Genomic DNA, 20,664 nt, shown 5'->3' with positions numbered 1-20,664 from the left:
TAAATAATGAGCCGAACTAGTCGCTTGATTGACCGACGATTAGCGAAAGCTTTGGTCCTCCTGCAAGCCTGTATGATCCCTGTTTCAGCCTTGATCGGCTGGGTCGTGAAAGACTCAACCGCAGCCTTGAGTGCAGCATTAGGTGCGCTCGTTTGTTGGCTCGCGACTTGTTATTTTTCGTGGCAATCGTTTCGAGCAGCAGGAGCCCGCGCGTCTAAACAAGTTCTTTCGAACATGTATAAAGGCTTAATGGGAAAGTTTGCAATTGTGATTGTTGGTTTCATTTTAATTTTAAGCAATGTCGAACCGTTGTCAGCGGTGGCGTTGTTTTGTGGTTTTATACTTGTTCAAGCCATGTCGTGGGTCGCTCCGTTTTGGGCGTCACGTCTACAAAAATGAGTATAGACACAACAAGAAATTGAAAAGTTTTTCAGGAGCAGGCGAGATATCAAGCAGCACGCGATATTCGTTTGTTCTATTAGTTTTTTGACATTGACCAGGTGTGATTTATGGCTGCTGAAGAACATGCCCTTACTTCGACCGAGTATATCAAGCATCACTTGACCAACATGACCTATGGCAAAATGCCAGATGGTACATGGAAATTGGCCGAGAGCGGTGCTGAAGCTCAACAGATGGGGTTCACTGCTATTCACTTGGATTCAATGGGTTGGTCTATCGGACTGGGTCTGATTTTCTGTTTGTTATTCTGGTTGGTTGCGAAAGCGGCTAATGCTGGTGTTCCTACCAAGTTCCAGTCTGCAATTGAAATGATTATCGAGTTTGTAGATTCAAGTGTACGTGATACCTTCCACGGGAAGTCTCGATTAATTGCACCCTTAGCTTTAACCATTTTCGTGTGGATTTTCCTCATGAACTTGATGGATTTGATCCCTGTTGACTTTATTCCTTATGTAGCTCAACACGCGATTGCTTCTATGCTGGGTGTAGACCCTCATCAGGTTTACTTTAAAATTGTTCCGACTACAGATCCAAACGTTACCCTCGGTATGTCTATTTCTGTATTCTTCTTGATCATTTTCTATAGTATTCGTGAGAAAGGTGTTGGCGGCTTCGTTGGTGAGTTAGCACTGAACCCATTTAACCCAAGTAACCCAGTTGCTAAAGTGCTTTTGATTCCATTCAACTTATTGTTGGAATTGACCACTTTCTTGGCGCGACCAGTTTCATTGGCTCTACGACTGTTCGGTAACATGTATGCGGGTGAGTTAATCTTCATTCTTATCGCGTTATTACCGTTCTGGATCCAGTGGGCGTTGTCTGTGCCTTGGGCGATTTTCCACATTTTGATTATTACGCTACAAGCATTCATTTTCATGATGTTGACTATCGTGTACATGAGTATGGCAAGCGAAAAGCATTAATGGTATTGCCTAACTGTCAACGGATGGTTGGGCACACAATTTTTTAACTTAATTTGGTATAAAACCTAACCTCTGAGGAATTATCATGGAACTCACTTTAGGTCTAGTTGCAATTGCATCTGCTATCTTGATCGCTTTCGGTGCTTTAGGTACTGCGATTGGTTTTGGTCTTCTAGGCGGCCGTTTCCTTGAAGCTGTTGCTCGTCAACCAGAATTGGCTCCGCAACTTCAAACTCGTATGTTCTTAATCGCAGGTCTTCTTGATGCTGTGCCTATGATCGGTGTTGGTATTGGCTTGTTCTTCATCTTCGCTAATCCATTTGTAGGTTAATCAGCTTAATTCCGAAATTCACTATTTGAGGAATTTGCAATGAATATCAACCTCACATTGTTTGGCCAAGCGATTGCGTTTGCGATTTTTGTCGCGTTCTGCATGAAGTTTGTATGGCCACCACTAATCAATGCGATTAGTGAACGTCAGCGTCGTATCGCTGATGGCTTAAATGCTGCTGAAAAAGCGAAAGCTGACCTTGCAGATGCGCAAGCACAAGTGAAAGCTGAACTGGACACGGCAAAAGCACAAGCGGCTCAATTGATCGAACAAGCGAACCGTCGTGCAGCACAGTTGGTAGAAGAAGCGCGTACTCAAGCATCTGCTGAAGGTGAGCGTATTCGTCAACAAGCGAAAGAAGCTGTTGATACCGAAATCAATTCTGCTCGCGAAGAATTGCGTCAACAAGTGGCTGCTCTTGCAGTGACTGGTGCTGAGAAAATTCTTAGCCAGCAAGTTGATGCAGAAGCTCACAATGCCATGCTGACTCAGCTGGCTGCTAAACTTTAAGAGAGGCAGATTATGGCTGAACTCTTGACGTTAGCACGCCCTTATGCAAAAGCAGCATTTGCTTACGCTTCTGAGCAGGGTGCAACTGACTCTTGGTCAACTGCACTTGAATTGCTCAGTGCTGCGGTGCAAGACGAAGCATTTTCAGCTTATCTAAATCGCCCGGAGCTTACACCTGCTGAGCAGGTGTCTCTTTTTGCCAAAGTTTTAGGTGAAGACCAAACTGCAGCAGTGTCTAACTTCCTGACATTGCTTGCTGAAAACAACCGTTTGACGCTTCTTCCTGAAATTGCTGCAGAATATGAACAGCTCAAATCACAGAATAACAATACTGTGGATGTTGTGATTGAATCAGCATTCCCATTAACTTCTGTTCAGGAACAATTACTGACGCATGCATTAGAGAAGAAATTCGAAGCTGCAGTAAGTGTTTCTGTAGAAGTGAAACCAGAGCTTATTGCTGGTGTAGTTATTCGTGCAGGCGACCAAGTGATAGATGATTCTGCGCTTAACAAGCTTGAGAAAATGCGTACTCGTCTTCTTGCTTAAGAAATAAGAAGACTGAACTTTAAAAAGATTGAGGTATAGCGCAATGCAACAACTGAATCCATCCGAGATCAGTGCGCTCATTAAACAGCGTATCGGCGATCTGGACACCAGCGCAACCGCTAAGAACGAAGGAACCATTGTTATGGTTTCCGACGGTATTGTGCGTATTCACGGCCTTGCTGATGCAATGTACGGTGAAATGATCGAATTCGACGGCGGCCTTTATGGTATGGCACTGAACCTAGAACAGGATTCAGTGGGCGTCGTTGTTTTAGGTAACTACTTAAGCCTTCAAGAAGGTCAAAAAGCGCGTTGCACAGGTCGTGTATTAGAAGTTCCGGTTGGTCCAGAACTTTTAGGCCGTGTAGTCGATGCTTTGGGTAACCCGATTGATGGTAAAGGCCCAATTGATGCAAAATTATCTGATGCTGTTGAAAAAGTAGCACCAGGCGTAATTTGGCGTCAATCAGTGGATCAACCTGTACAAACTGGTTATAAATCAGTAGATACAATGATCCCTGTAGGCCGTGGTCAACGTGAGTTGATCATTGGTGACCGTCAAACTGGTAAAACAGCAATGGCGATCGACGCGATCATCGCTCAGAAAAACTCTGGCATTAAATGTGTATACGTAGCAATCGGTCAAAAACAATCGACTATCGCTAACGTGGTACGCAAGCTAGAAGAAACTGGCGCTATGGCGTATACCACTGTTGTCGCAGCAGGTGCATCTGATCCAGCAGCAATGCTGTATTTGGCTCCGTACTCTGGCTGTACAATGGGTGAATACTACCGTGACCGTGGTGAAGACGCGTTAATCATTTATGATGACTTGTCTAAGCAAGCTGTTGCGTATCGTCAAATTTCATTGCTTTTACGCCGTCCACCAGGTCGTGAAGCTTATCCAGGTGACGTGTTCTATCTACATTCACGTCTACTTGAACGTGCTTCTCGTGTATCTGCTGACTACGTTGAGAAATTCACTAACGGTGAAGTTAAAGGCCAAACTGGTTCATTAACTGCATTGCCGATTATTGAAACTCAAGCGGGTGACGTATCTGCATTCGTACCAACCAACGTAATTTCGATTACTGATGGTCAGATCTTCCTTGAAACATCATTATTCAACGCAGGTATTCGTCCTGCTGTGAACGCGGGTATCTCTGTATCTCGTGTTGGTGGTTCAGCGCAAACCAAGATCATCAAGAAATTGTCTGGTGGTATCCGTACTGCTTTGGCGCAATACCGTGAATTGGCAGCATTTGCTCAGTTCGCTTCTGATCTTGACGAAGCAACTCGTAAGCAACTTGAACATGGCCAACGTGTAACTGAGTTAATGAAGCAAAAACAATATGCTCCATACTCAATTGCTGACCAGGCTGTTTCAATTTATGCATCTAACGAAGGCTACATGGCTGACGTAGACGTTAAGAAAATCGTAGACTTTGATGCTGCGTTGATTTCTTACTTCCGTTCAGAACATGCTGCGTTAATGCAACAAATCGATGCCTCTGGTGATTACAACAAAGACATCGAAGCTGCAATCAAAGCAGGTATTGAAAGCTTTAAAGCGACTCAAACTTACTAATTTAGCAACTTGCTAGATTAGTGTTGGTTTGGTTCACGGAATCAACCTTCGGAAGCTCGCAAGGGCTTTCGAATACTAGGTTAAGCGTATGGCAAATTTAAAAGAAATTCGCGCCAAAGTAGCTAGTATCAAGAGCACGCAGAAGATTACTCGAGCGATGCAAATGGTAGCAGCTTCTAAGATGCGTCGTGCGCAAGAGCGCATGGCTCAAGGCCGTCCGTATGCCGAAAATATGCACCGTGTAATTGCTCATTTGGTCCAAGCGAATCCTGAATACAAACACCGTTATATGGTTGAACGCCCGGTTAAGCGCGTTGGCTATATCATTGTGTCTTCAGATCGTGGCCTTGCTGGTGGTTTGAACATTAACCTGTTCAAGAAAGTGGTAAAACACGTTCAACAGCAACAAGAGCAGTCAATTGAAGTTCAATTTGCTTTAATTGGTCAAAAAGCGGTTTCGTTTTTTAAAAACTACGGCGGTAAAGTGCTTGGGGCGACGACGCAAGTCGGTGATACTCCAAGTCTTGAGCAGTTATCTGGTTCTGTACAGGTGATGTTGGATGCTTATGATAAAGGCGAGTTAGATCGTATTTATCTAGTGTCAAACGGCTTTGTCAATGCCATGACTCAAAATCAAAAGATCGAACAACTTGTTCCTTTGGCTGCTGCTGAAGAAGACAAGACTCTTAACCGTCAATACGGTTGGGATTATATCTACGAGCCTGAAGCTGAAGAGCTTTTAAATGGCTTGTTGGTTCGCTATATCGAGTCTGTGGTGTATCAAGGTGTGATTGAAAACATCGCATGTGAGCAGTCTGCACGTATGGTCGCTATGAAAGCAGCGACAGACAACGCAGGCGAGATCATTAAGAGCCTGCAACTTATTTATAACAAGCTGCGTCAAGCCGCGATTACTCAGGAAATTTCTGAGATCGTTGGTGGTGCCGCTGCCGTTTAACATTATTTTGAATTGAGGAGACAGCAATGAATAGCGGTCGTATCATTCAGATCATCGGCGCGGTTATCGACGTCGAGTTTGAACGCAACAGCGTTCCTAAGATCTATGACGCTCTCCAAGTAGATGGTACTGAAACTACTTTAGAAGTTCAGCAACAGCTTGGTGATGGCGTAGTTCGTACTATTGCAATGGGTTCTACTGAAGGCCTTAAGCGTGGTTTGAACGTAGTTAACACTGGTGCGCCGATTTCTGTACCTGTAGGTACAGCGACTCTAGGCCGTATCATGGACGTTCTTGGTCGCCCGATCGACGAAGCTGGTCCTGTTGCGACTGAAGCGCGTTTACCAATTCACCGCTCTGCACCTTCTTATGCAGAACAAGCAGCTTCTACTGACCTTTTAGAAACTGGTATTAAAGTCATCGACTTGCTATGCCCGTTCGCTAAAGGTGGTAAAGTTGGTCTGTTCGGTGGTGCCGGTGTTGGTAAAACTGTAAACATGATGGAATTGATCAACAACATCGCGAAAGCTCACTCAGGTTTATCTGTGTTTGCTGGTGTTGGTGAGCGTACTCGTGAAGGTAATGACTTCTATCACGAAATGAAAGATTCTAACGTTCTAGACAAAGTAGCAATGGTCTACGGTCAGATGAACGAGCCACCGGGTAACCGTTTACGCGTAGCGTTGACTGGTTTGACCATGGCTGAATATTTCCGTGACGAGAAAGACGAAAACGGTAAAGGCCGTGACGTACTATTGTTCGTAGATAACATCTATCGTTATACACTAGCAGGTACTGAAGTATCAGCACTTCTAGGTCGTATGCCATCTGCAGTAGGTTACCAGCCTACACTTGCAGAAGAGATGGGTGTTCTTCAAGAACGTATTACATCGACTAAGTCTGGTTCTATTACGTCGATCCAAGCGGTATACGTACCTGCCGATGACTTGACAGATCCATCGCCTGCTACAACGTTTGCTCACTTGGACGCAACTGTTGTATTGAGCCGTGACATCGCATCTTCTGGTATTTACCCAGCGATCGATCCACTAGACTCAACTTCACGCCAATTAGATCCGTTAGTTGTTGGTCAAGAGCATTATGAAATTGCACGTTCTGTACAGAACGTATTGCAACGTTATAAAGAGCTTAAAGACATCATCGCGATTCTTGGTATGGACGAGCTTGCTGAAGAAGATAAACTGGTTGTTTACCGTGCGCGTAAAATCCAGCGTTTCTTCTCTCAACCGTTCCACGTAGCTGAAGTATTTACTGGTGCTCCTGGTAAATTAGTATCTCTTAAAGAAACGATTCGTGGCTTTAAAGGTCTTCTAGCTGGTGAATACGATCACATCCCAGAACAAGCGTTCTACATGGTTGGTGGTATTGACGAAGTTATTGCTAAAGCCGAGAAACTTTAATTAGCTACTCTAATTTAGGAGATTCTCATGGCGACTATGCAATGTGATGTTGTAAGTGTTCAGGAGTCCTTGTACTCAGGCACTATAACTATGCTAATTGCAAAAGGTGCTGGCGGTGAGTTGGGTATTATGCCTGGCCATGCTCCGTTGGTAACTTTGCTCCAACCTGGCGCGATCCGCGTTATTTTGGAAAACGGTACAGAAGAGTTGATCTATGTATCTGGTGGTGTTCTAGAAGTTCAACCGCATGTTGTTACGGTTCTTGCAGATACTGCAGTCCGTGCAGAAAACTTAGATGAAGCAGCTATTGTTGAAGCGCGTAAACACGCTGAAGCATTGCTTGCGAATCAAAAGAGCGATTTGGACTCTGCTGCTGCTTTGGCTGCTCTTGCAGAAACTGCAGCTCAGCTGGAAACGATCCGCAAAATCAAAAACCGCGCTCAATAAGAGACGGTTTGAGATTGAAAAAACCACCCGAAAGGGTGGTTTTTTTTGGTTCATAGGTTCTTATCATGTTTGTTTTTATATATGTGTTCATAAAAAAAGATTAAGTCTTTTTCTCTGCCATAATTATTGCCAGAACCAAATGTAGCTACTACGTACAAAAAACCAAACTTTTCTAATTCAGATGCTGAAAAGTTACATTCATTATTCTTAAGGTGGTAATCCTTCTTGGATTTGTTCATTTCAAATGATAAGTAGGCTTTTTCTAACCCTTCTAATAAAAATGATGTAAATTGAGGAATAATATGAGCATATCTTACAAAAGTTTCACGATTTATTTCTTTCGCATCATATAAAAGAGCTAAACGAGCGAGCATTTTAGATTGATGTATTAAATAGGCTTTATCTAAAGCATTAAGTAATTCACCACCTATTTCTAAGTTATTTTGATCCTTGAAGATTTTCAGTAATGTTCCTGATGCTAACTTTTCACCTTCTTTTATAAATTCCAAGATATTTTTCAGTTTTTGCTTTTCATTATAGCTCCTAAAAACTTGATAAATAGCTAAACCTGATGATGCTATTGGAAAAGCTTTTAAAATTTCTTGAAAAATAGTATCAGTCGTTTCTAAAACTGTATTATCAAAATAGTTTTCTGCTGTTTGAATGATATTAGATTTTATTTGACTCATGATAAATTTTCTTTTTTCAAATATATAGATAATGTACTACACACCTGAAAATTTGAAATTTATATTTTTTAGCATCACCTTAAAACAGCTGATTTAGATTATTTGTTTTAGCTTAGAATTTTTGCAAGTATTGATCTTGAGAGTGTTAGTTTTACATTTCCGATTCTTAAATAAATTTCATTTTGTACCGCTCGATATAACTTTTACCCTTTCTCAGTAATATTTTGAACCAATCTGTAAGCAGACACACGCTATAAAAAAATCAATGATAAGTTAAATAATTCGAACAGATACCCGCTTGTTATAGCTTCATTTGACTGGGTTAAGAACATGCAAAACTTATAATTTAAAAAGGGAAAATCATGGCTTATCAATCTATTAATCCATTTACCAATCAAAAATTGAAAGACTACCCCTTCCATAGCGATCAAGATATTCAAGATGCACTCGATACTGCAGAAAAAATCCTAAAGTCAGAATGGTCACAGCAGGTCGATACCCGTATTGCAGTACTGCGTAAATTGGCTACGAACATGCGAGAGCAAAAATCTGAACTGGCCAAGCTTATGACCCAAGATATGGGAAAACTGATTAAGCAGAGTGAAGGGGAAATCGAAACCTGCGCCAAAATTGCAGAATACTATGCCGATCATGCCAAAGAATTTTTAGCGCCAGTGTCTTATCAAACCGATCTGGGTGAAGCCTGGGTCGAACATCATCCACTGGGTATTATCATGGCAGTTGAACCGTGGAACTTCCCGTTTTATCAACTGATGCGGGTCTTCGCTCCAAACTGTGCGATTGGTAATCCAGTCCTGGCAAAACATGCCGGAATTGTGCCGCAATGTGCCGAAGCATTTGAGAAGCTGGTTTTAGAGGCAGGTGCACCCAAAGGTGTCTGGACCAATCTGTTTATCAGCTCCGATCAGGTTAAAGATGTGATTGCAGACAAACGCGTACGCGGGGTAGCACTCACAGGTTCAGAAGGTGCAGGCAGTGCAGTGGCTGAGCAGGCCGGGAAACATCTTAAAAAATCCACACTGGAATTGGGCGGGAATGATGTATTCATCGTACTCGATGATGCCGATCTGGAACGAGCAATTAAGTTGGGCTGTCAGGCACGGGTGAATAATGCTGGGCAGGTGTGTACGGCGGCAAAACGCTTTATCCTGCATGAAAAAATCGCTGAACAATTCAAGGCTGGCATGCTCAAAGCCTTTGAACAGTTAAAGCTGGGCGATCCGCTCGATCCGGAAACGACCTTAGGGCCGCTGTCTTCAAAAGATGCATTGGAAAAGCTCACTGAACAAGTGGAAAAAGCCGTAGCGCAGGGTGCAACTGTGGTGACGGGTGCTAAAGCCGTAGAACACCAAGGCAATTTTTATGCACCGACTATTCTGGAAAATATCACGCGTGAAAACGATGCCTGGTATGAAGAATTCTTTGGTCCGGTGGCGCAAATCTATGTTGCAAAAGATGATGATGAAATTGTCGAGATTGCCAATGATTCCAATTATGGTCTGGGCGGCGTGATTCATGCTCAGGATATTGAGCGGGCTAAACAGCTGGCTTCACGGGTGGAAACCGGCATGATCTGGATTAACTGGTTTACCGATACTACGCCGGAGTTACCATTTGGTGGAGTTAAAAATTCCGGTTATGGCCATGAACTGTCGATTGACGGTTTTAAAGAGTTTGTGCAAAAGAAACTGGTCGTGGTTAAAAGCCCGAAAAAATAAGAGAGTAATTCAACAAAGAAGCCACTATTCAGTGGCTTCTTTTTCGGGATATTCTTCGCGCTTGCCACCTTCATAACTGGCAAACCGGGGTTGATTCTGGGGAAAAGCTGGCTCAGCCTTCGCCCAGGGCCAGCCACCAAAGCGGGTGTCACGATAACGGCGAAAAGCAGCATCCAGTTCCTGCGGAGTATTTAATACAAAGGGGCCGCGCATTGCCACAGGCGCACCAATCGGTTCACCTTCCAGCCATAAAATATGCGATTCCAGTAAACCGCCTTTGAGCTGAATGTCCTGATCTGGTTTCAGTTCTACCAGATGCTTGACCTGTATTTTCTGTCCTTCCAGCTCCAGACTGTTACCTTGATAGAAATAACAAAACCGTGTTGCACTCGCAGTGCTTGCCGGAATAATCAGCTCTGCCTCAGGTACAAGCGTGATCATATAAATATTGACCCTGTTTTCAGCGGCTGCTGCCCAGGAATGTGCTGGACGGTCCAGTGCTTCAGTTGTTTTAAACTGCCCTGAAATGATGCGAATATCCGCTTTACGTCCGGCCGTATCTACTGAAAATACATGCGGAATCTGTTCACGCCAAAACATTTTATAATCTGCAGGCTGTTTTTTCTGTTCCGGTGAGGAATTGAGCCAGATTTGAAACAGCTCCAGCGGATTGTCCTGATCTTGATGAACCAATGGGAACATCTCGCAGTGCTGTACTCCATTGCCAGTAGTCAGCCATTGCACATCACCCGCGGCATAACGTCCCGAATTTCCAAGCGAGTCAAAATGATCGACATAACCGCGTTCGACAATGGTGATGGTTTCAAAACCGGTATGTGGATGTTCGGGAAAGCCGGGAATACTTTCGCCATAATACATGTCATATTCATGCTGATGCGGCGCTGTCACAGGCCCTAATTCGGAATTGCCTTGCGGATAATGATCCTGATGATGTGCGGTAAAAATAAAAGGATCTTTCAGGTCAAGCCGGGATTCGACCGGAACAATAGCATAGAGTACTGAATTCGACATGATTGAACTCCTGATCACTTTTTTAAATATAAGTTTTTAATTTAAATTGATTTTTATAATAAATAACAGTGTAAAGCGAGAAAGGCGATTGAGGAAGAAACTTTCCGATCAATCGCCCTGAATGAGAGTTTAGGTATTTTCCTGCTCAGTCTGGCTGTCTGATTTTTGCTCCGGATTCTGGATCAGCAGACCAGCCAGTTTGACCATTTCAGCTTGTACATTGACCATTTGCGATTCAATTTTTTTCAGGTCGATCTGGCTAAAATCCATCTCACCATTTAACAGCGGCGAGGCCAGAACCTGCTGATTGGCATTCATGATATTGCTACGGATCTGGTCAATTTCCTGACTTTTTAAATTCAGGTTGCCAAGTACCTGATTAAAGCTGTTCAGTTGCTGTTGCAACTGGGTCGCGGTGGATTGCAGTTGCTGGGTATCTTTGGTTTCGACTGCAGTTTGTAGTTCAGTCTGGGTCTGCTTTAACTGTTCGACATAACTGCCGGCCTTAAGCTGCAAATCAGCCACATCGCGAATCATATAAAACATATTGCCCGATCTCAGCTCGGTCTGTGCTGTAGTGCCAGTCTGCGGCTGCTGTGCAGATTCAAGCTCGGAACTGTGGTTCTCTACTTGTTCAACCGGTGCTTCAACGGCCTGTTCACATCCCATCAGTAAAATTCCTGAGCTAAATAATGCAAAGGGGAGAACGGCATTGGCAAGAATTTTGGACATGGAATCGGGATCTCGGTGCAGGTAAAGATATTTCTTTCTCTAATATAGGGACAAACTATGGAGATAAAAAAGATTGTTGCAAAGTTATAACAAAATTGCTGAAAGGTGGCGGCTTTATATTAATGAAGTATCTAAGCAGCTATTTTAATTAAAAAAGTAGGAATCCATTTGGAAATAGATCCCTACAGTGCTGCTAAAAATTATTTGGCCAGTTCGGCATTTACTGCATCCACAATTCGCGGATCATCGGCAGTAATATCGGGTGCAAAACGTGCCACGACTTCACCGTTTTTATTGATCAGGAATTTTTCAAAGTTCCACAACACTTCAGGTGGCTGGTTTGGAGTGAGGCCATAATCGACCAGATCTTTCCACCACGGGCCTTCACCGGTCCGCTCTGGTACAGCCTGAGTCAGTGTGGCATAGAGCGGATGCTTGTCTTCGCCCGCCACAGAAATTTTCGCAAACAGTGGAAAATCGACCTGATAATTCACAGAACAGAATTCCTGAATCTCTGCCTCGCTACCCGGTTCCTGCTCCAGAAAATTATTGGCCGGGAAGCCAAGGATTTCCAGACCTTCTGCTTTTTTGTCGTTATAGAGTTTTTGCAAGCCTTCATATTGCGGCGTAAGACCACATTTTGATGCCACATTGACTACAAGTAACACCTTGCCCTGATACTGGTTTAAGGTGGTTTCCGTTCCTTGAATGGTTTTGACTGGAATGTCATATACAGAGCGAGTCATGAGATTTCCTATTTATTCAGACTGAATCGGTATTTGTTTTAACGGGTATTTGAGTTCAGTACAAGTAGAAACAGGTGAGAGCAGAGACTTCAGCCGCTAAATTTCCTGATATTGTGTGAAAAATCTATTATGCTAGCAGGCGAAAATAATAATACTGGCGACACATGGATGAGGGTATGACACAGCAGCAAAAAGTAGTCTGGTGGGCGACGCTATTGCCATTGGCCGCAGTTTTTATCTGGTCGCTAAATATGACGGTGACTCGTTATGTGGCGGATTATATTTCTCCGATCAGTATCAGTTTCTACCGCTGGGTACTGGCACTGCTGATTTTAAGCCCGTTTCTGTTGCCCAAAGTTAAAGCTGCCTGGCCAGAAATCCGCCCGCATCTTGGACATTTTGCCGTTTTAAGTGCCTTGGGCATGTTGCTGTATCAAGGGCTGGCCTATAGCTCTGCGCATTTTACCACTGCGACTAATATGGGGCTGATCAATGCCTTTATTCCCATATTCACCATTATTGTGGGCATTTTCGTTTTAAAAATTCGCCCGACACAGGCTGCAGTGCTGGGCAGTATCCTGTCTTTTATTGGCCTGATGTATGTCATGGCACAAGGGCAGGGGCTGCAATTTCTGACGCTAGGTGACAGTTATATCGGTGATTTGCTGATGCTGATCGCAGTATTTTTCTATGCCTGCTATGGTGTCTTGCTGAAAAAATGGCAGATTCAGATTCCACTGTTGCTGAGTCTGTATATCCAGATTTTTATGGCCTGTCTCTATCATATTCCATTGGTACTTTACTTCGGACTGGACAGCATCAATAGCGATAATGCAGCCAGTATTGTCTATGCCGGAATTTTCCCTTCAATTGCCGCCCCCTTATTCTGGATGATGGCGGTACAGCAACTCGGTCCAAATCGCAGCAGTATTTTTATGAACCTGATGCCGGTTTTTACCGCCATAGTCGCCTATCTCTGGCTAGGGGAGGCCTGGACCATGTACCACAGTATTGGTGGAGGGATCATTTTGCTGGGTATTTTATGGGCGCAATATCCGGGCAGAATAAAGCCATAAGCAGCCAGAATAATTTATTAAAGTATTAATTGTTTAATTATTGATCAAATGGTTCAGGTTTTTTAATTGAAAGATGCTGTTAATTCTTAATTTTTAAATGTAAAAATGCATAGGAAAATATCTGATTATTTTAAAACTGGAATAGAAAGAGCAAGATATTTTGAATTTTTCCCAAAAAGCATCTTGTATTAATAGGAAAAATGTATTAACTGATGTTTTTTTTGTACTTGTGGTCAGATTAATTTTCTCTCATAATGCGCCCATCGAGAATGATCAAACAAAAATTTCCTTGTTTTATCAGGCTCCCAGAGATTTGCTAGACCCTCTGGATGTGATTTATGCACATCCTTTTTATGCTCAACCATCCCTATATGGTTGAGCTTTTTTTTGTCTTAAAACTTTAGTCGAGCTTGAATATCTGAGTCGATTGAAAACCAACTTAGTCACGAATGATCGCGCCGCTAACAGCATCAATAATCCGGCTTGGTTGCTGGCTTAAGCCTAAGTCACCATTCAGATAATTCAGATTCTGGTCAAAATAGCGGATGGCATCTTGAAGTGAGCGCGCCGGTTCCATTCCGGCAGGATTGGCGCTGGTAGACACAATAAAACCGCCAAAGGCCTGACATAGTGCCATACAGAGTGGATGGTTGGTAACGCGAACCGCCACTTTGGGATGATCGCCCTTAATCCAGGCCGGAATCTCCTGATGCGCGGGAAGCAGCCAGGTGATGGCGCGTTCAGCGGGTCTGTCATTGCTCCAGGATTCAATCACCTGTTCACGCATTTCCTCCGTCAGATCCTGCAACAGGTGTTCCACCTGTGAAAGATGAGCTGCCAATAGAATCACGCCTTTTTCAATCGGGCGCTGCTTCAAGGTCAAAATCTGATGAAATGCCTGTTCATTGTAGGGGTCGCAACCCAAGCCCCAAACAGCCTCTGTAGGATATGCCAAGACTTGTCCGTCTTTGAGACATGCTGCTGCTTCAGCAACAGAGGTAGTGATCATGTGAATACCTTATACAAAATAACAAAGTCCTATTGTGAACTTTATTTAAGGATACGACAACGCAGATACATGCCGGCTTGTTGAGTAGTAAAGCCAAGCAGTTCCAGTTCCATCAGTTGACTGGTCAGGGAGGATACTTCCTGCTGTAACTGAAGACTGAGCTGATCCAGGGTCTGTCCGACCCAATCAAGTTGATTATAAAGATGAATTAAATGCGGTGGGATGGTACTTGCTGGCTCAGGCGGACTGTCTTCTTTTAAATGATTTGCCGTCGATTGCCACTGGGTGGCTAGGGCCAGATCCTCGATCACTTGCTGTGGATGATCAATTAAAGTCGCACCTTCACGAATCAGTTGATGACAGCCTTGATGATGTTCACTGTAAATATGCCCCGGAATGGCGAATATGGTCTTGCCTTGTTCGGTTGCCCATTGTGCGGTCAGCAATGAACCGCTTTTTAAAGCGGCTTCTGCCACAATCACTCCAAGACTTAAGCCGCTGACAATTCGGTTACGCCGTGGAAAATGCTGCTGTAAGGGTGGGGTAAATGGCAAAAATTCAGTAATGACCGTACCTCCATGTTCAATGATTTGCTGACGTAGGGCCTGATGGGCAGCAGGGTAGGTCTGTTCAATGCCCGTGCCCATTACCGCAATCGTTCGCCGATGTTGTAATGCAGCCTGATGTGCTGCTTCATCAATTCCTTGTGCCAGACCACTATTAATATAAAAACCCTGCTCACTCAAATAAAAAGCAAAGTCATAAGCGACTTGCCGGCCGTGCAGACTGGGCTTGCGACTCCCTACAATCGCGATCTGTGGCTGCAGCAATTGATCAGCATGTCCTTGCCCGAACAGGATGGGCGGCTTATGCGCATAATGGCTCAGTTGCTGTGGATATGCGGCATCTGTGTGCAAAAGCACAAAGTCACTGTGCAACTGGATCTGCTCAAGACTGCGCTGAAAATGGAGCTGCGACTCACTTGACTGGAAATCTCGCAGGCGCTGAATGTGGTTTTTATGAATGCCCAGCTTGCGCCAGGTTTCGGTTTGAGAACCATCAATTGCATGGGCAAGGTCTGCATAATGCTGACTAATTTTATAAAAGCTGCTGAGGGAGTGTTGCAGTAAATACCACAGCGTAATGGCATGGATTTGCGCTGTCGACAATGTATTCAACATGGTGAGACCTATTTCGGTGTCTTCTTATTATGGGTATGAGTTGAAACAAAAGGGATGATGTCGATCAATCCACATCATCCCGTGTAAAAGCTTAATCGTCTAATAGTGGCGGCTGAATGTTGGCACCCACTTTAATTGGCAGTTCGCTATCAAGCACATAGGCATAGCTGAGCTGGTCGAAAGTCTTGAATACCATCACCTGACCAATATGCTCACCCGGCAATTGCACCCGTTCTTTGGTTTTCGGATCAGTCACGACTTCACCTTTCTGGTTTACGCTAAAGACATGGCCCGATTGCACACCATCACGGCTGCCCCGATCAATGGTCACTACGCTATGTCGTGCCGCCGTACCAATCGATCCCAGTACCCGTACAATCTGACCACCAGACACAATATTTTCTGCATTGGTCGGATAGAACAGTGTCGGTAACATCGGATCGTATTCAGCCAGTACGCGGTCACCGCGACGCACTTCCGCATTGTAACTATCCGTCAGTTCAAGGGTAGTCACATCACCTTCGCTACGTACTGCAATACCGGATGCTACCTGTTGCAGCTCGAGTGCAGCGGTATATTTCTTGCCATTCGCATCGGTAAATACATACGGTTCAGCTTCACGATACACGGCATAGCGTTGACCCACTTCCAGACCGTTACCACGTACATAGACCTTCTGGCCTTTACCTGCCAGTACACGCTGATCGGCAGTGCCAAGAATATATGGCGTACCTTGAACTGAGTCAGGTGCCATCAGGGTATAGCGTTCCAGCCACTGCTTGATATGTTCTAGTGGAATTACTGGAATGGTATTGTTTAACGATTCAACCCGAATCTGAGGTTGCAAGGAGGTGCTACCCAGATAGCGGCTGATAATGCCTTCACAACCATCACCTTCATCCTTGCCAATAATCGGACGGCCCTGATAATCACACATCAACAGGCGGTCACCCGGAAAAATCCAGTGTGGATTTTTCACATGCTTGTTGCTGGCCCAGATTTCAGGCCAACGTACCGGATTTTTCAGGAAGCGTTTCGAGATGTCCCAAAGGGTGTCACCTTTTTTTACCACATAAACATTGGGCGCACTGGCTTTTAATGCCGGTGGATTGACGTTACGTGCAGGTGCTGCCTCGGCAGAATGAATGGTCCCCATACTGACGCCTACACAAACAGCAAGTGCCAGCATCTGATTTTTAAACCCCAAGGCACTAAAAAATGGCATGCCCTTCAAAACCTTTTTCATTATCATAATTCCTAAAATTATGTGCGTAGTTGCGTTATAATAACGATCTTACACACATTTTTTTGATGAAGCATTCCCTTCATTTGGTTTTTTGATCAATGGCATAATTGAGGACGCAGTATGGCCTTATTACCTATTTTAAGTTTCCCGGATCCCCGTCTTCGTACCATTGCACAACCTGTCGAAGAAGTGACTGATGAAATTCGTCAGCTCGCTGCAGATATGTTTGAAACCATGTATGAAGCACCAGGTATCGGACTCGCCGCGACTCAGGTGGATCGTCATATTCAGCTGATTGTTATGGATCTGTCTGAAGATAAAGATCAACCGATGGTGTTTATTAACCCCAAAATTACACCATTGACTGAAGAAACGCAGCCTTACGAAGAAGGCTGTCTATCAGTTCCTCAAATATACGATAAAGTTGACCGTCCGTCACGTGTAAAAATCGAGGCAATTAATCTGCAAGGTCAAGCATTTGAGCTTGATGCTGACGGACTTCTCGCTGTGTGTATCCAACATGAAATGGATCACTTAAATGGTAAATTATTTGTTGATTATTTATCACCATTAAAACGTCAACGGGCACGTGAAAAAGTGGAAAAACTGGTCCGCCAGCGTAATAAAGACAAGGTCGCAGTCAAGCGCTAAGTCCATTATTTCCGTTAAATTTAATCTCAAACAAAGCCCAATTTCAATTGGGCTTTGTTATACTGGGCATCAGCATATTTTAGGGTTGATCTGTGTTGTTACGAGGTGGGCTGCTACTGGCATGTGCAGCTGTGTTTCTACAGATTGCTGTATTTCTACAGCCGTTGTTACCGAAGCAATATCAGGTTGCGCCGGTCTGTGAAACCATCACGCGTGCACTTTTTGTAGCAACAGACCCGCATGCGCAGCATAGTATAAGCGAACATACCCATTTCAAAGCTCAATCCGACCATGCTGAGCATGACCATCATGATGCCAATCACCAATGCCAGTACTGTACCGTCTATGCCAATCTGATCTTGCCGCCTAACCTGGAGATCCAGCAGGTACTTGACCGGATTCATGTACGTTTGATTGCTTATCAAAAAACCTTTAAGCATGTCTGGTTTGTCCTTCAGCAGCTCTTCTTAATTCCTCAGGGACGGGCACCACCACTGCCTGCATAAATCTGCATTTTTCCGCTTGGGTTGTTATTGACTCAAGCCATGCTTTATTTATGTATTCAGTGAGATAAAAAAATGGCTCAGCCTAAATTCTTTTTACAGCCACTTGCGGCTGCGATCTGTGTTGCCTGTTATTCACAAGTCAGCATGGCAAATGAAAGCCTTCCTGTGCACACTATGGCGCCGATTGTGGTGACTTCTGCTGCGGGTAATGATGCCAATGGCCTGATTGTCCGTGCTGATCCGAAACAGCCAATTCAGCCGATTCCTGCCAGCGATGGTGCCGATTATTTACAGAGTATTGTCGGCTTTAGTGCGGTGAATAGTGGTGCCGGTACCAATGGTGATGTAACTTTCCGGGGTATGTTTGGTTCCCGGATTAAAATCCTGACCGATGGCACCGAAAACCTGGGAGCCTGTCCAAGCCGTATGGATTCACCGACTTCTTATATTTCTCCAGAAAGCTATGACCAGATTTCAGTGATTAAAGGGCCACAAACGGTTCAATACGCCAATACTGGATCTGCCGCAACCGTAATTTTTGAGCGCAGGCCGGAACAGTTTGATGAAGATAAAAACTATCGTGGTCAAACAAGTGTCTTGATGGGTTCATTTGACCGACTGGATCAGAATATTGAAGTGGCAGCAGGCGATGAGCAGAAATATATCCGTCTGAATAGCAACCGTTCTGTATCTGGCAGTTATAAAGATGGAAATGGCACCATTGTTCCTTCGGATTGGGAGCGCTGGAATGCGGATCTGGCTTTAGGCTGGACACCTGATGAAAATACCTGGGTAGAACTGACCGGTGGTAAAGCGGATGCTGAAGCAGTCTATGCTGGTCGGGCTATGGATGGATCGAAATTTGCCCGTGAAAGTCTCGGTCTAAAGCTCGAAAAGAAAAATATTAGCGATGTGATTCAAAAGATTGAAGCACAGGTGAACTATAACTTTAATGATCATGTCATGGATGATTATAGTCTGCGTGAGTTTCAGGCTAGTCCCATGATGAGTATGCCCATGGCGAGCAATGTTGCGCGTAAAACATTGAATGCTCGTATGGCAATGACCAATGAATGGAATAAATTACAGCTGATTACTGGTATCGATAGTCAGAATAACCAACATACTAAACGTAACGGAAGTCTGATGACGCCGTATCAAAATCAGTCACGTACTAAAGATATGGAATTCCAGTCTGTTGGGGCTTTTGGTGAGCTCAGTTATCAGCTTAGTGATAACAATAAGCTAGTGTCTGGTTTGCGTCTGGATCAGGTCAATGTAGAAGCAGTGGAGTCAAATCAGGAACGTAAAGAAACTCTACCGAGTGCCTTTGTACGTTTTGAAAATACCCATCCTGAACATGATGATGGCAAAACTTATATCGGTTTAGGTTATGTCGAGCGCATGCCGGATTACTGGGAGTTATTTAGTCCAAAATCAGGTAATGGTGATCTAAATACCTTTAATAATATCGATACAGAAAAAACTTTACAGCTTGATCTGGGCTATCAGCATGCGCATGGTCAGTTTAGTTCATGGGCATCAGCATACGCAGGTTTGATTAATGATTATGTGTTAACGACATATAAACCTGCTGGCATGATGGGAATGTTGGATGCGCATAGCCGCAATGTCGACGCTACCATCGCAGGTGCAGAAGCAGGGATGGGTTATCAGTTTACCGATGCAATTCAAGCCGATGTCAGCGCCATGTATGCATGGGGTGAAAACACCACTGATAATACGCCGTTGCCACAGATTGCACCTTTAGAGGCTCGGGTGAATTTACGTTATGTCCAGGATAATTATACGTTGGGTGCTTACTGGCGTTTGGTCGATGGTCAGAACCGAATTAGTGAGCGTGAAGGGAATATCGTTGGTTATGATGTTAAGAAAAGTGCAGGCTTTGGCGCACTGTCTTTAAATGGCACATATCACATTGCGGATGGTGTTGATCTTTCTGTGGGGGTCGATAACGTTTTAGATAAAACCTATACCGAACATTTAAACAAAATGGGTAATGCGGGTGTTGGCTTATCTGCAACAGAGCAATTTAACAATATTGGCCGTAACTACTGGGCACGTGTCAGTATGAAGTTCTAATTGTTAGTTATTTAGTATTTTAAAAAACCATTGCACAATCGCAGTGGTTTTTTAATTTTTAGCTTTGTAATTCATTTCCTCAATTTTTTAAATAGATCGTCTATCACTCGCCATAAGGCCAGATTCATAATTTTTTGTATAGATAAGCGCCAAGTTGGTGAAGAATAAAACAAGAATAGAAGGAGATTTAAGCAATACAAGTCACGTAATAACTGTTTTTATCTTATAAGTCTATGTGAAACAATAGCTTAGATTGAAGTCAAGTGTGTTTTATTGGGCGAATTCAATTAAATTAAAAAATATTTAAAATAAATTAAACATATATAACAATGACTTATATTTTTATTGGATTGAAAAATAAACACACGATCAAAAATCTTTGCGAGAAGTGTTGCAACGCATCTGAAATGCTGTAGAATGCACATCCATTGGCGGTGATGTTGATTAAAACTTGTTTAGAAACAAGGATTTAGCTCAAAGGGTTTAAATCTGGAAGTCTTGAAGAAGTTTGAAAATAATCAGCTAAACCTGTTGACTCTTTCGGAATAAAGAGTAATATAGCCGACCTAGCTTGCTGCTGACGAAGTAGCAAGAAGATCATTAAGAGATTATGAAGAACAACTTGTGTGGATTTTTACTGGTTGATCGATCGAAATTATTTTCATTGATTGATGGTAGAAATTACTCGAAGTTTATTTGAGAAATATTTGTCAGAAAATTGATAAGCCAAGATTGGTGTCCTTTAGGCACTACTGATTTTAAACT

21 protein-coding genes are annotated in these 20,664 nt (G+C 43.6%); 14 read left to right on the top strand and 7 right to left on the bottom strand.

Translation table 11 applies throughout. The features are described from left to right. Nucleotides 1–6: 6 nt before the first annotated feature. The 9 genes from KT990_RS07325 to KT990_RS07285 all read left to right on the top strand — a co-directional run bounded on the left by KT990_RS07325 (nt 7) and on the right by KT990_RS07285 (nt 7,189). Complete coding sequence (locus tag KT990_RS07325; RefSeq protein ID WP_005173819.1) at nt 7–399, top strand: ATP synthase subunit I; 393 nt, start codon at nt 7–9, stop codon at nt 397–399. Nucleotides 400–509: 110 nt separating this feature from the next. Continuing rightward, nucleotides 510–1,385 carry a F0F1 ATP synthase subunit A gene (gene atpB / locus KT990_RS07320; protein WP_005094552.1) on the top strand — a complete coding sequence of 292 codons (876 nt, stop codon included), beginning with the start codon at nt 510–512 and terminating at the stop codon, nt 1,383–1,385. 85 nt (nt 1,386–1,470) lie between these two features. Then, entirely contained in the window at nt 1,471–1,716 is a 246-nt protein-coding gene (gene atpE / locus KT990_RS07315) for a F0F1 ATP synthase subunit C (RefSeq protein ID WP_000424060.1), read from the top strand. Between the two features lie 39 nt (nt 1,717–1,755). After that, the gene (locus tag KT990_RS07310) at nt 1,756–2,226 is read left to right on the top strand and encodes a F0F1 ATP synthase subunit B (protein WP_005173825.1); all 471 of its coding nucleotides are present in this window, start codon (nt 1,756–1,758) and stop codon (nt 2,224–2,226) included. 12 nt (nt 2,227–2,238) lie between these two features. Beyond that, nucleotides 2,239–2,775: a F0F1 ATP synthase subunit delta gene (locus tag KT990_RS07305; protein ID WP_005173826.1), complete on the top strand. Its 537-nt coding sequence runs from the start codon at nt 2,239–2,241 to the stop codon at nt 2,773–2,775. Between the two features lie 43 nt (nt 2,776–2,818). Continuing rightward, a complete protein-coding gene (gene atpA / locus KT990_RS07300; RefSeq protein WP_100358035.1) occupies nt 2,819–4,363 on the top strand; it encodes a F0F1 ATP synthase subunit alpha in 1,545 nt (514 codons plus the stop codon). An 88-nt stretch (nt 4,364–4,451) separates the two neighbouring features. Beyond that, entirely contained in the window at nt 4,452–5,321 is an 870-nt protein-coding gene (gene atpG, locus KT990_RS07295) for a F0F1 ATP synthase subunit gamma (RefSeq protein WP_004280996.1), read from the top strand. A gap of 26 nt (nt 5,322–5,347) precedes the next feature. Next, nucleotides 5,348–6,742 carry a F0F1 ATP synthase subunit beta gene (gene atpD / locus KT990_RS07290; protein WP_004280997.1) on the top strand — a complete coding sequence of 465 codons (1,395 nt, stop codon included), beginning with the start codon at nt 5,348–5,350 and terminating at the stop codon, nt 6,740–6,742. Between the two features lie 27 nt (nt 6,743–6,769). After that, nucleotides 6,770–7,189 carry a F0F1 ATP synthase subunit epsilon gene (locus tag KT990_RS07285; protein WP_004644865.1) on the top strand — a complete coding sequence of 140 codons (420 nt, stop codon included), beginning with the start codon at nt 6,770–6,772 and terminating at the stop codon, nt 7,187–7,189. A gap of 50 nt (nt 7,190–7,239) precedes the next feature. On the opposite strand, the gene KT990_RS07280 is transcribed toward KT990_RS07285, so the two are convergent. Beyond that, a complete protein-coding gene (locus KT990_RS07280) occupies nt 7,240–7,878 on the bottom strand; it encodes a hypothetical protein (protein ID WP_218208551.1) in 639 nt (212 codons plus the stop codon). Between the two features lie 362 nt (nt 7,879–8,240). Here KT990_RS07280 and KT990_RS07275 point away from each other — a divergent pair, with 362 nt between their 5' ends. After that, nucleotides 8,241–9,617 carry an NAD-dependent succinate-semialdehyde dehydrogenase gene (locus tag KT990_RS07275; RefSeq protein WP_218208550.1) on the top strand — a complete coding sequence of 459 codons (1,377 nt, stop codon included), beginning with the start codon at nt 8,241–8,243 and terminating at the stop codon, nt 9,615–9,617. Between the two features lie 24 nt (nt 9,618–9,641). Here KT990_RS07275 and KT990_RS07270 read toward each other — a convergent pair whose 3' ends face one another. From KT990_RS07270 to KT990_RS07260, 3 genes are all read right to left on the bottom strand, one after another. Further along, the gene (locus KT990_RS07270) at nt 9,642–10,649 is read right to left on the bottom strand and encodes a pirin family protein (RefSeq protein ID WP_218208549.1); all 1,008 of its coding nucleotides are present in this window, start codon (nt 10,647–10,649) and stop codon (nt 9,642–9,644) included. A gap of 129 nt (nt 10,650–10,778) precedes the next feature. Next, nucleotides 10,779–11,381 carry a hypothetical protein gene (locus tag KT990_RS07265; protein ID WP_218208548.1) on the bottom strand — a complete coding sequence of 201 codons (603 nt, stop codon included), beginning with the start codon at nt 11,379–11,381 and terminating at the stop codon, nt 10,779–10,781. 200 nt (nt 11,382–11,581) lie between these two features. Further along, on the bottom strand, nt 11,582–12,127 hold the full coding sequence (locus tag KT990_RS07260; protein ID WP_218208547.1) for a glutathione peroxidase: 546 nt from the start codon (nt 12,125–12,127) through the stop codon (nt 11,582–11,584). A gap of 176 nt (nt 12,128–12,303) precedes the next feature. On the opposite strand from KT990_RS07260, the gene KT990_RS07255 reads away from it, so the two are divergent. After that, entirely contained in the window at nt 12,304–13,203 is a 900-nt protein-coding gene (locus tag KT990_RS07255; RefSeq protein WP_218208546.1) for a DMT family transporter, read from the top strand. A gap of 439 nt (nt 13,204–13,642) precedes the next feature. Here the strand turns inward: KT990_RS07255 and KT990_RS07250 are convergent, their stop codons facing one another. The 3 genes from KT990_RS07250 to KT990_RS07240 all read right to left on the bottom strand — a co-directional run bounded on the left by KT990_RS07250 (nt 13,643) and on the right by KT990_RS07240 (nt 16,639). Next, nucleotides 13,643–14,212, bottom strand: a complete 570-nt coding sequence (locus KT990_RS07250; RefSeq protein WP_218208545.1) for an L-threonylcarbamoyladenylate synthase — start codon at nt 14,210–14,212, stop codon at nt 13,643–13,645. A 41-nt stretch (nt 14,213–14,253) separates the two neighbouring features. Further along, nucleotides 14,254–15,393, bottom strand: coding sequence for a DNA-processing protein DprA (gene dprA, locus KT990_RS07245; RefSeq protein WP_218208544.1), 1,140 nt, complete (start codon nt 15,391–15,393; stop codon nt 14,254–14,256). A 91-nt stretch (nt 15,394–15,484) separates the two neighbouring features. Then, nucleotides 15,485–16,639: a LysM peptidoglycan-binding domain-containing protein gene (locus KT990_RS07240; RefSeq protein ID WP_218208543.1), complete on the bottom strand. Its 1,155-nt coding sequence runs from the start codon at nt 16,637–16,639 to the stop codon at nt 15,485–15,487. A gap of 120 nt (nt 16,640–16,759) precedes the next feature. Here KT990_RS07240 and def point away from each other — a divergent pair, with 120 nt between their 5' ends. The 3 genes from def to KT990_RS07225 all read left to right on the top strand — a co-directional run bounded on the left by def (nt 16,760) and on the right by KT990_RS07225 (nt 19,899). Beyond that, complete coding sequence (gene def, locus KT990_RS07235; RefSeq protein ID WP_044112406.1) at nt 16,760–17,290, top strand: peptide deformylase; 531 nt, start codon at nt 16,760–16,762, stop codon at nt 17,288–17,290. Nucleotides 17,291–17,382: 92 nt separating this feature from the next. Further along, the gene (locus KT990_RS07230; protein ID WP_180001334.1) at nt 17,383–17,796 is read left to right on the top strand and encodes a DUF2946 family protein; all 414 of its coding nucleotides are present in this window, start codon (nt 17,383–17,385) and stop codon (nt 17,794–17,796) included. 72 nt (nt 17,797–17,868) lie between these two features. Continuing rightward, nucleotides 17,869–19,899: a TonB-dependent copper receptor gene (locus KT990_RS07225; protein WP_218208542.1), complete on the top strand. Its 2,031-nt coding sequence runs from the start codon at nt 17,869–17,871 to the stop codon at nt 19,897–19,899. Nucleotides 19,900–20,664: the final 765 nt, after the last annotated feature.

The sequence above is a fragment of the Acinetobacter sp. F9 genome, from assembly GCF_019195275.1.
Lineage (GTDB): Bacteria > Pseudomonadota > Gammaproteobacteria > Pseudomonadales > Moraxellaceae > Acinetobacter > Acinetobacter pseudolwoffii.
This window is presented reverse-complemented; position numbering and strand designations above follow the sequence as displayed.